Source organism: Pseudoxanthomonas sp. SGNA-20 (genome assembly GCF_003931635.1).
Taxonomy (GTDB): domain Bacteria; phylum Pseudomonadota; class Gammaproteobacteria; order Xanthomonadales; family Xanthomonadaceae; genus Pseudoxanthomonas.
In genome coordinates this window covers 1-9,940 of sequence record NZ_RRYK01000017.1, presented here as the reverse complement: position 1 = coordinate 9,940, position 9,940 = coordinate 1, and the positions used below count along the sequence as shown (strand labels likewise).

Below are 9,940 nucleotides of genomic sequence, written 5' to 3'. Positions count from 1 at the left end.
AGACGCGGCGATCGGCCCGGCCTTCATCGCGCCGGGTAGCCCCTGGCAGAACGGGTTCGTCGAGAGCTTCAACGGCAAGCTTCGGGACGAGCTTCTGAACTGGGAATGGTTCCGCAGCCGCGCCGAAGCGAAGGTGCTGATCGAACGCTGGCGGCAGTTCTACAACGAGCAGCGGCCGCACAGCGCCCATGGCTACAACCCCCCGGCGACCGTTCGCCGGAACTGGTCGGAACCCGATACCATTCACCCCGGACTCACTGCCTGATTGGCTACAAGTTCCATACTCAGGTCAAGGACACCAAAAGAGACAAGGGCCGGGAAGGGCACGTGTAATCTGTTAGCACCTCCACCGAGGGGCGGCTCAACACCCGTGTCGCCGTTGACTGTCCGGCCCTTGGGCGGCGTGGCAGATGCATGTTTTGTCTGTGAATCGAGGGGCCGCTGGAATCTGCCGAACGGCCCCTTTCCTTTTGGTGCCCATCGCGACCGCGTGCAGGCCATGTTGCGCGAATATGTGCGATTCCATGCGACGAAGCGCGAACGTACGCGACGAAACGCGATGATGTGCGAAGACGTGCGATTGATCGTCGATTCGCGTGTCGATCGCGAAAGATCGCATAAGTTCGCAGTGAGTTTTGACGGCAAGATATGTGTTGTGGGCCTACGCGCAAGCGCGAAGTCCTCCAACACTCCCCCTTACTCGCCATTGGCTCGACCGCATCTTGCTCTGCGAGGCGCACCGTCGCTGCCGCGATAGTTGCCCTCACTCGCACCGACGGGAGGAACATGTGATGCCAGGCGATAGCGCGAACGACCTGCTTGAATGCCCCGGCGCAGCCTGCCGCCGATCAAGGTCTGGGTCACACTCGAGGAACGGGCCGAGATCGAAGTCCGCGCGGCACAGACAGGGCTTTCGGTTTCGGCCTACATGCGGGCGGCAGGGCTGAACCACCCGGTCCGCTCTGTCCTTGACCTGAAGGCCGTGGCCGACCTGGGGCGGGTCAACGGCGACCTGGGGCGGGTTGCCGGGCTACTGAAGCTTTGGCTCGCCGAGAAGCGAGGGCAGGGGGCTAGCCCTGTGGACGTGGAGGCGTTGATGAAGGACCTATGGGCGCTCCAGACCGAGATGCGTCAGATCATGTGGCGAGCGGTTCGGGGTGCTTGACGGGGAGGCGTCGAGCCGGCCGGCAGATAGCCGGGGCAGAGATGGTTTGAAGCAATGCTGTCGTTATGATAAATTTGCTGTCATTGAAGGCATAGTGCGAGGTATCGCGTCATGGCTGTCCTGACGATCAGAAACGTCCCTGAAGACGTGCACCGGGCCTTGCGGGTGCGGGCCGCGCAGCATGGCCGCAGTACGGAGGCCGAGGTGCGCGAGATCCTGGCGGCGGCGGTCAAGCCGGAAAGCCGCGTGCGCGTGGGTGATGCCTTGGCGGCTATCGGTCGGAGAGTAGGCCTTATGGACGAAGACTTCGCCATCCTGGAAAAAGTCCGTGACAGGACGCCCGCCGAGCCGCCGAGGTTCGAATGATCGTCCTCGATACCAACGTCGTATCCGAGGCGATGAAGCCGGCGCCCAACGCAGTGGTCGTGGCGTGGCTGAATGACCAGGCGGCGGAGACTCTATACATCACCAGCGTCACGCTGGCTGAGCTGCTGTTCGGCATCCAGGCACTGCCGCAGGGCAGGCGCAGGGACCTGCTGGATGGCGCGCTCAACGCGCTGCTGGAGCTGTTCAGGGATCGCGTGCTGTCCTTCGACACGGAGGCAGCGCGGTGCTACGCAGAGCTGGCCGTGGCGGCCAGGAATGGAGGGCGTGGCTTCCCGACGCCGGATGGCTACATCGCCGCCATCGCTGCATCGCGGGGCTTCATCGTGGCGTCACGCGATACCGCGCCCTTCGAGGCGGCTGGGGTGGCGGTCATCAATCCGTGGGACGGATCGTAAGCCGAAATGCCTGCGACGCTGGATATCAGGCCAGGCCCTGCCAAGGGAACGAATGTGATTCACGCTGGATGTAACCAGGCGGCGTCGTTGCGGCAGCTTGGTTCGATAACTGACAAGAAGCTGGACAGGAAGAACATGAGTGCCACTCGACACCGCAGTCATCGGGCAGTCGCGCTCGCGAGGAGGGCGATACACCCATGAATGCCGTAGAGATTGAACAGGCCGTCACGGAGCTTGCCGAGCAGCCGTTCGACCCCGTCGAGTTCCCCTATGCGTTCCTTGCGGCCTTCGGCAACAAGGAGACGACGCTCAAGCGGCTGCGCACGGGCACCACGAACAAGTCCGATGTCGGAGGCGTGCTCCAGACCAACAACATCCACATCCTGACCTGCGCGCCGGGGCAGGTCAGGCAGGCGCTTGCGAGGCTCAGGGAGAGCCCGGCAACGACCAAGGCCAAGGCGAAATTCATTCTTGCCACCGATGGTGTGGATTTCGAGGCTGAAGACATCGCCAGCGGCGAGACGGTCGCCTGTGCGTACAGGGATTTTCCAGACCATTTCGGCTTCTTCCTGCCGCTGGCGGGCATCAGCAAGGTCCGTCAGATCAGCGAAAACGCCTTCGACATCCGGGCCACCAGCCGCCTCAATCGTCTGTACGTCGAACTGCTGAAGGAGAACCCCGAGTGGGGCCAGGGCGAGCGCCGCCAGGACATGAACAAGTTCATGGCGCGGCTGATTTTCTGCTTCTTTGCCGAAGACACCGGTATTTTCACCGGCAAGGGGCGCTTCACCGAAACTGTGGCGACGATGAGCGCCAGGGATTCGTCCAACACGCACGAAGTGATCTCCACTCTGTTCCGCGCCATGAACACCAAGCGTGAGGACAGGGCGGCCGCTGGCATTCCGCGCTGGGCGGACGAGTTCCCTTACGTCAATGGACGCCTGTTTTCGGGTGGCGATGATGTGCCGCGGTTCAGCAAGGTCGCGCGCTCCTATCTGCTGCATGTGGGCGGTCTGGATTGGACCAGGATCAATCCGGACATCTTCGGCTCGATGATCCAGGCCATCGCCGACGACGAGGAGCGTGGCGCATTGGGGATGCACTACACCAGCGTTCCCAACATCCTGAAAGTGCTGAACCCGCTGTTTCTCGACGATCTGCGCGCCAGGCTGGACGAGGCGGGCGACAACCCGCGCATGTTGCTCAACCTGCGCAGGCGCATTTCCCGTATTCGTGTGTTCGATCCGGCCTGTGGCTCGGGCAACTTCCTGGTGATTGCCTACAAGGAACTGCGCGCCATTGAAGCCGAGATCAACAAGCGGCGCGGCGAGCCGGATCGCGCATCAGAAATCCCGCTCACCAACTTTCGCGGGATCGAATTGCGCGACTTCCCGGCTGAGATTGCGCGCCTTGCATTGGTTATCGCCGAGTACCAGTGCGACGTGCTTTATCGTGGGCAGAAGCTGGCCTTGGCCGAGTTTCTGCCCCTTCGTAGCGAGAATTGGATCACCTGTGGCAACGCGTTGCGACTCGACTGGTTGGGTTTGATGGATGTTGGCGGTTCAGGAGTGAAGCTGGTTTCAGACGACCTTCTGCAAACGCCGCTTGATCAGGCTGAGATCGACTTCGAGAACGAAGGCGGCGAGACTTATATCTGCGGGAACCCGCCTTACGCCGGTCTAAGTTCGCAAACCGCGGAACAGAAAGCGGACCTCAAGTGGCTCTTTGAAGGTCATAGTCAATATTGGAAGTCGTTTGACTACGTGATGGGCTGGTTTTGGAAAGCACATGAGTTCATGCAGCAACAAGCAGCAAAAGCTGCTTTCGTTGCGACGAACTCAATATGCCAAGGCCAGCTTGTTCACATGTTCTGGCCGCTACTCCTGGACGCATCGTCGCGCATTTTCTTTGCCTATTCCTCGTTTAAGTGGCGCAACCTAGCTAAACACAATGCTGGTGTCACCGTCCAAATCATCGGTCTGACCACCGATACGGGCAGAGGGGCACGACTTTTCGAGGTTTCAGATGGTGACGAAGCCATCGAGAAGCTGGTTCCGAACATCAACGCATACATAGTGCCCGGGCCGAATCTTTACGTTGATGCTGCAAGTAGAGCGCCAACGGGGCGCCCTGATATGTACTGGGGTAACAAGCCCACGGACGGCGGAAACCTGATCTTGTCGCCGGATGAGGCGCGGCAGATTTCCATCGACTCGCCGACTGCCAAGAGATTTTTGCGGCCCTACTTTGGTTCGGATGAGTTCATCAAGGGCTCGCCTCGGGTTTGCATATGGGTCACTGATGCCGACGAGAGCGAGGCTAGTTCCATCCCAAGCCTTGCACTCCGCTTTGACCGGGTGAGGGAATTCCGGGCAAACAGCAAGGCGAAGGAAACGCGCCCTGCTGCGCAGTACCCGCATCGATTCCGGCAAATTCAAGGGAAACCGGGCAACCAGTCAATCATCATCCCGATCCATTCGAGCGAGTCTCGGCCGTATCTTCCAGTTGGGCTGCTGCCAACAGGCAGCATCATTTCTAACGCTGCGTATGGCCTGTACGACGCGCCTCTCTGGAACATGGCGCTCATCGCCTCGCGCCTGCATCTTGTCTGGATCGCCACGGTATGCGGCAAGCTGGAGACACGCTACCGCTACTCCAACACCCTAGGCTGGAACACGTTCCCGGTACCGACGCTGACAGAGAAAAATAAGGCCGATCTCACGCGCTGCGCGGAGGACATCCTGCTGGCGCGAGAGCGTCACTTTCCCGCGAGTATCGCGGACCTGTACGACCCCGAAAAGATGCCCGCCGACCTGCGCGCCGCCCATGATCGCAACGACGAAGTGCTGGAGCGCATCTACATCGGTCGCCGCTTCAAGAACGATACCGAGCGGCTGGAAAAGCTTTTCGACCTTTACACCAAAATGAACTTTTCTGCTGCACCGGGAAGAGGCGGGAAGCGCAAAGCGGGGGCAAAGGCATGAGCACTCTCACAGAGGTTGAAAAGCGCTATCTTGAAAAGATCCTCGGGATGGAGAGTGGCTACGTCCTCGATTATAACGATATGACGTTCGGCCAACTCTTCAGTCGCCATGGGGTCGAAATTCATGGCGCGAAATACCAGATCTATGGAACCTCAAAGGCCAAGAAAATGCGCGCGTTCTGGGAGCGCGAGCCCGATGTTTTGGTTGGTAGGGTCGTGTCTGAGCTGCTTGATGTATATGAGGCCAACTGCAAGCTGAACGGCAAAAAAGTAGATGCCGCTGTTCTCAAAGAGTCGCGGAGTATTGTTGGACGGCTGTCGGGGAGACCACAACCTACACCATCTTCAAGCGCTGACGATGATTTCTTGAGCCAAGAGTTCTCAGTCCCCAAGCTCGAAAAACTTCCGATTGAGGCATCGGCTGTGCCGATTATTGAAGGACGCCTCGCTGAAGCGCGGAAAGCGCTAGTGGCAGGAGCATATCTTTCAGTGATATTTCTTTGCGGAAGTGTGCTGGAAGCAGTGTTGCTTGGGGCTGCTCAACATGAGCCCGCCCGCTTCAATCAGGCATCTGCCAGCCCGAAGAGCAAGGAGGGCAAGGTAAAGCAATTTCCAAATTGGACTCTTGCTGAATTTATTGATGTCGCATGCGAGGTTGGCCTGCTCAAGCCGGATGTGAAGAAATTCAGCCATGGCCTGCGTGATTTTCGTAACTACATTCATCCATATGAGCAGATGGTTTCTGGATTTACGCCAGATGAGCATACGGCAAAACTCTGTTTTCAAGCACTAAAAGCTGCACTGGCGAGCGTTGCGGGGGAAAGAAAATAATCATGGAGAAAAGGTCAATACCTTCCGTTTCTGTCACCTATGCCCGCAGCGGCGCATCGACCAAGGTGAATGCGCTTGGGATGCGCCCGATGCAGGAGCGGGCCTACGAGAAACGGGGGGAACAATACCTGCTCATCAAGTCGCCGCCCGCCTCGGGCAAGAGCCGGGCGCTGATGTTCATCGCATTGGACAAGCTGCACAACCAGGGCATCAGGCAGGCCATCATTGTCGTGCCCGAGAAATCCATCGGGGCCAGCTTCAACGACGAGCCGCTGTCGAAGAATGGCTTCTGGGCCGACTGGCACGTGGAGCCGAAGTGGAACCTGTGCAACGCGCCGGGCAACGACAACGGCGGCAAGGTCAAGTCGCTGGGCGCGTTCCTGGAAAGCGACGATCAGGTGCTGGTCTGCACCCACGCGACCTTTCGCTTTGCGGTGGATACCTACGGCGTGGAGGCGTTCGATGATCGGCTGATTGCCGTCGATGAGTTTCACCACGTGTCGGCCAACCCTGATAACAAGCTGGGCACGCACTTGGGGCAATTCATCGCGCGCGCCAAGACGCACATCGTCGCCATGACGGGTTCTTATTTTCGGGGCGATGCGGAGGCTGTGCTGGCGCCGCAGGACGAGGCGAAGTTCGATACCGTTACATACACCTACTACGAACAGCTCAACGGCTACGAGTACCTCAAGCAGCTCGACATCGGCTACTTCTTCTACAGCGGGTCTTACGTTGACGACATCCTCAATGTGCTTGACCCGACCGAGAAGACCATCATCCACATCCCCAACGTCAATTCGCGCGAGAGTACGAAGGACAAGGTGCGGGAAGTGGAGCACATCATCGAGACGCTGGGGGAGTGGCAGGGCATCGATCCCGCCACGGGCTTTCAGCTGGTGAAGCGGCCGGATGGCCGCGTGCTGCGCATTGCCGACTTGGTGGATGACGAGCCTTCGAAGCGTGACCGGGTAGTGGCCGCGTTGAAAGACCCGGCGCAAAAGAACAACCGTGACCATGTGGACATCATCATCGCGCTGGGCATGGCGAAGGAGGGCTTCGACTGGATCTGGTGCGAGCATGCGCTGACCGTGGGGTACCGCGCCAGCCTGACCGAGATCGTGCAGATCATCGGCCGTGCCACGCGCGACGCGCCGGGCAAGACGCGCGCAAGGTTCACCAACCTGATTGCCGAGCCGGATGCTGCCGAAGAAGCGGTTACCGAGGCTGTCAACGATACCTTGAAGGCCATCGCGGCAAGCCTGCTGATGGAACAGGTGCTTGCGCCGCGCTTCGAGTTCAAGCCCAAGAACACCGACAGCGGCCCAACGCCAGGCTTTGACTATGGCGAGGGTGGCTATGACCCGGATCGCTGCAACATCGGTGTCAACGAGCAGACAGGGGCGTACCAGATCGAGATTGCTGGGTTGGCCGAGCCCAAGAGCAAGGAGGCTGCGCGCATCTGTCAGGAAGACCTGAACGAAGTGATCGCAGCCTTCGTACAGGACAAGTCCAACATCGAGCGTGGCCTGTTCGATGAAGAGCTGGTGCCCGAGGAACTGACGCAGGTCCGCATGGGCAAGATCATCCGGGAGAAGTATCCGGAGCTTGATGCCGAAGACCAGGAGGCGGTGCGTCAGCACGCTATTGCTGCGCTCAACCTTACCCAGCAGGCCAAACGGTTGGTTACGGAAGGCGGCAACGGCGAGGGATCGCCCAACACTGCGCTGATTGAGGGGGTGCGTCGTTTCGCGATGGATGTGCGCGAGCTGGACATTGATCTGATCGACCGGATCAATCCTTTCGGCGAAGCCTACGCCATCCTTGCGAAGACCATGAGCGAGGACAGCCTGAAACAGGTGGCGGCGGCCATCTCGGCCAAGCGTACGGCCATTACGCCTGAAGACGCCAAGGTCATCGCCAGGCGTGCAGTCGAGTTCAAGCGCGAGCGAGGCCGGGTGCCGTCGGTGACTTCGCAAGACCCTTGGGAAAAGCATCTCGCTGAAGGCGCCGCAGCTTTTATGCGCTACAAGGCGGAGGGGCGCTATGAGTAAGTCGGAACTCGATGATCTGGCCGCAGAACTGGCCGAGTTCGCGCCGCCAGAAAAGAAGAGTGGGCGATCGGCCATCGAGGAGCGCGTTATCGCCGGATTCGAGGAAATTCAGCGCTTCGTCGAAAAGCATGGGCGAGCACCGCAACACGGCGAGGATCGTGACATCTTCGAGCGCCTGTATGCCGTGCGGCTCGACCGTCTGCGCGCGTTGACTGAGTGGCATGCCTTGCTGCAGCCACTGGATTATCAGGGCCTGCTGGCCGGGGCACCTGCTGCTGCAGGTTCAGGGGATAAATCCATAGACATCGACGAGTTGGCATCTGAGCTTGCAGATGTGGCTGGCGACAATGACATCACCGTCCTTCGCCATGTCCGTCACAGCGCCGAAAAGCGTGCAGCTGAGGAGATTGCAGACCGCAAGCCGTGCGAGGATTTCGATACGTTCAAGCCCTTGTTTGACCAGGTGCGCAACGATCTGAGCCTGGGCTTAAGGGTAACGCGACCTTTTGGGCAGTACGCGACGATCGAAGTAGGTCACTGGTTCATCTTGGATGGGCAGACGGTCTATGTGGCGGAAGAAGGCGAAGAGTTCGACTCGCCACAAGGGAAGAAGGACGCTCGGCTGCGTGTCATTTTTTCGAATGGCACAGAAAGCAACCTACTGCGGCTATCTCTTGCGCGCGCTTTGTACAAGGACGAGACTGCTCGCCGGATTACCGATCCCGACATGGGGCCATTGTTCAGTGATACGCTCGAGGAGGGTGACTTGGAAAGTGGCACCATTTATGTATTGCGCTCGCTCTCCGACCACCCCTTTGTGAGCGAACATCGGGACATTATCCACAAGATAGGCGTAACAGGTGGCAAGGTGGAAACACGCATTGCCAACGCCGAACACGATGCCACCTACCTGCTGGCAAAGGTTGAGGTGGTGGCGACCTACAAGCTCGCAGGTATCAACCGAACCCGGATGGAGAAGCTGTTCCACCGGCTGTTCGCCCCGGCTCGGTTGAACATCACCATCAACGACCGCTTCGGTCATCCCGTGCAGCCTGAGGAGTGGTTTCTTGTGCCGTTGTTCGTTATCGACGAGGCTGTTGCGCGCATCAAGGATGGCAGCATCACCGGCTACGTGTACGACCCCGAGGCCGCGAAGCTGGTGAAAGTATAGGTCTGGTTATGCATGTACCGCTGGCCAGGAGAAACACTAGGAAGATTGAGTATGGCGAGGCTGTCACAATGACCATAGCGAACCGTGTTTCGTAACCGACGACCGCCGTCCAGCATCTGCCGAGTCCGCCGTATCGAACCGTGAGCCTGCAGCAAGTCTTGGTATTCCTCGCCGATGGCGAATTGGTGAGGTGGCATAGCAAGTTATCAAAGGAAGAAATCGAACACAGATCGCGCTGCGCAGAGACTAAATCAGGCGTGCTTCATGGCAAGAATTAGAAAAGTCGAGATCGCCAACTTTCGCGGTATACGGCGATTAGTCTGGTATCCGGCACCAGGCATCAATTGTCTTATCGGCCCCGGTGATAGTGGCAAGTCTACGGTACTGGACGCAATCGACTTGTGCCTAAGCGCAAGACGAAACGTCCAGTTCTCGGATGCCGATTTCTTCGGTTTGGACATCACGACTCCAATCAGCATCACGTTGACGCTGGGTGAGTTGGATGAACCGTTGAAGGCGCTGGAAAATTACGGCCCGTTTCTGCGCGGATATCGCGCCGACTCCGGCATTGTCGAGGACGAGCCCCAAGTTGATTCCGAGGTCGTGCTTTGTATAAACCTGACGGTTACTAGTGACTTGGAACCGTCATGGACTCTTATCTCTGATCGTGCTGCACAGCAAGGTATCACAAAGACCCTCGCATGGAAGGATCGCGTTGCTCTAGCACCTACTCGTATTGGTGCCTTGGCGGACTTCAATCTGGGATGGCAGCGGGGCTCTGTATTGAACCGCATCTCGGAAGAACGAGTCGACGCTTCAGTCGCGCTGGTCAGGGCGGCAAGGGACGCACGCAGTGCCTTTGGAGATCAGGCCGAACAACAGTTGCAAGAAGCGCTGGAGATCGTCACCGCCACGGCCCAGGAACTGGGTGTCAACATTGGCGCTAAGGCAAGA

Annotated in this window: 9 protein-coding genes; all 9 read left to right on the top strand. The window is 58.8% G+C overall.

The genetic code is table 11. The features are described from left to right. Positions 1-265 (top strand): integrase core domain-containing protein (locus tag EIM48_RS15160; RefSeq protein ID WP_148098709.1); only part of this gene is annotated, 265 nt, incomplete at its 5' end. A 558-nt stretch (positions 266-823) separates the two neighbouring features. Continuing rightward, complete coding sequence (locus EIM48_RS15155; RefSeq protein WP_125112045.1) at positions 824-1,165, top strand: CopG family transcriptional regulator; 342 nt, start codon at positions 824-826, stop codon at positions 1,163-1,165. 111 nt (positions 1,166-1,276) lie between these two features. Beyond that, the gene (locus EIM48_RS15150) at positions 1,277-1,531 is read left to right on the top strand and encodes an Arc family DNA-binding protein (RefSeq protein WP_125112044.1); all 255 of its coding nucleotides are present in this window, start codon (positions 1,277-1,279) and stop codon (positions 1,529-1,531) included. Further along, positions 1,528-1,947: a type II toxin-antitoxin system VapC family toxin gene (locus EIM48_RS15145; protein WP_072756440.1), complete on the top strand. Its 420-nt coding sequence runs from the start codon at positions 1,528-1,530 to the stop codon at positions 1,945-1,947. The genes EIM48_RS15150 and EIM48_RS15145 overlap by 4 nt, the downstream gene beginning before the upstream one ends. A 197-nt stretch (positions 1,948-2,144) precedes the next feature. After that, positions 2,145-4,931 (top strand): DNA methyltransferase, encoded by a 2,787-nt coding sequence (locus tag EIM48_RS15140; protein ID WP_125112043.1) that lies wholly within the window; start codon positions 2,145-2,147, stop codon positions 4,929-4,931. Next, positions 4,928-5,761: a hypothetical protein gene (locus EIM48_RS15135; RefSeq protein ID WP_125112042.1), complete on the top strand. Its 834-nt coding sequence runs from the start codon at positions 4,928-4,930 to the stop codon at positions 5,759-5,761. Before EIM48_RS15140 ends, EIM48_RS15135 begins: the two co-directional genes overlap by 4 nt. Continuing rightward, positions 5,761-7,815, top strand: a complete 2,055-nt coding sequence (locus EIM48_RS15130; RefSeq protein ID WP_125112041.1) for a DEAD/DEAH box helicase — start codon at positions 5,761-5,763, stop codon at positions 7,813-7,815. The genes EIM48_RS15135 and EIM48_RS15130 overlap by 1 nt, the downstream gene beginning before the upstream one ends. Then, on the top strand, positions 7,808-8,986 hold the full coding sequence (locus EIM48_RS15125; RefSeq protein WP_125112040.1) for a GIY-YIG nuclease family protein: 1,179 nt from the start codon (positions 7,808-7,810) through the stop codon (positions 8,984-8,986). The genes EIM48_RS15130 and EIM48_RS15125 overlap by 8 nt, the downstream gene beginning before the upstream one ends. A 264-nt stretch (positions 8,987-9,250) precedes the next feature. Then, a partial coding sequence (locus EIM48_RS15120; protein ID WP_125112039.1) for an AAA family ATPase occupies positions 9,251-9,940 on the top strand: 690 nt, incomplete at its 3' end.

What these genes read in the sequence shown, in the direction of transcription:
- EIM48_RS15140 (WP_125112043.1), top strand. Translation starts at nt 2,145, where the DNA reads ATGAATGCCGTAGAGATTGAACAGGCCGTCACGGAGCTTGCCGAGCAG.
- EIM48_RS15145 (WP_072756440.1), top strand. Translation starts at nt 1,528, where the DNA reads ATGATCGTCCTCGATACCAACGTCGTATCCGAGGCGATGAAGCCGGCG.
- EIM48_RS15155 (WP_125112045.1), top strand. Translation starts at nt 824, where the DNA reads ATGCCCCGGCGCAGCCTGCCGCCGATCAAGGTCTGGGTCACACTCGAG.
- EIM48_RS15135 (WP_125112042.1), top strand. Translation starts at nt 4,928, where the DNA reads ATGAGCACTCTCACAGAGGTTGAAAAGCGCTATCTTGAAAAGATCCTC.
- EIM48_RS15150 (WP_125112044.1), top strand. Translation starts at nt 1,277, where the DNA reads ATGGCTGTCCTGACGATCAGAAACGTCCCTGAAGACGTGCACCGGGCC.
- EIM48_RS15125 (WP_125112040.1), top strand. Translation starts at nt 7,808, where the DNA reads ATGAGTAAGTCGGAACTCGATGATCTGGCCGCAGAACTGGCCGAGTTC.